This window comes from Alcanivorax sp. HI0083 (assembly GCF_001635175.1).
Genome location: NZ_LWFX01000358.1, coordinates 1 through 746 on the forward strand (window position 1 = coordinate 1; position 746 = coordinate 746).

Annotated in this window: 1 protein-coding gene; it reads left to right on the forward strand. The window is 59.7% G+C overall.

Features of this window, described 5'->3' with window-relative positions; all coding sequences use genetic code 11:
- Window positions 1-655: glycosyltransferase family 9 protein (locus A3754_RS03735; RefSeq protein ID WP_304439796.1), on the forward strand; the 655-nt coding region annotated here is incomplete at its 5' end.
- Window positions 656-746: the final 91 nt, after the last annotated feature.

A 746-nucleotide genomic window follows, 5' to 3' on the forward strand; every position in this document is an offset into this window, starting at 1 on the left:
CCGAGTGCTGGATTATCCACAACCGATTGCGCGAGGCCAGCATGCCATTGCCCGGGTTCGGCAGTTGTTCGCACTGTCGCTCGGCTACCCTCTGCCCGACACTGCACCCGATTACGGTCTGCCTCGCAGTCATGTGCCGACTCCGTTAAGTTGCCCGGCCCAGCTGGTTTTTTGTCATGGCACGACCTGGACCACCAAGCATTACCCGGAGGCTTTCTGGCGGCAGTTGCTGGAGTTGGCCAGTAGTGAAGGTCACCGCATTTATGTGCCTTGGGGCAACGACGAAGAAAAGGCCCGCGCCGAGCGGTTGGCTTCCGGTCTTGAGCGAGTGACAGTGCTGCCGAAAATGGGGCTGGATGCGCTTACCGACAAACTGTTGAGCTGGGATGCCTTTATCGCCGTGGATACCGGCTTGGCACATCTGGCGGCGGCCGCTGGTTTGCCGGGTGTGGCACTTTATGGCCCAACGGACCCGGTGCTGACCGGGGTGCAAGGTGCTCGTGCTTCGTCATTGGCGGCGGATTTTCCTTGCGCGCCTTGTGTGCAGGAGAAGTGCACATACCGGGGAGAGTTGGGCAAGGGGGTGGAACCTCCTTGCTTTAGCAGCCTCAAGCCAAAGCAGGTCTGGCAGCAACTGTTACGGGTGGCCTCATGAAGCTGGCGTTTGTGCTGTTCGAGTATTTCCCTTTCGGCGGGTTGCAAAGGGATATGTTGGCTATTGCCCAAGCCGCTGTAGCACGGGGTCA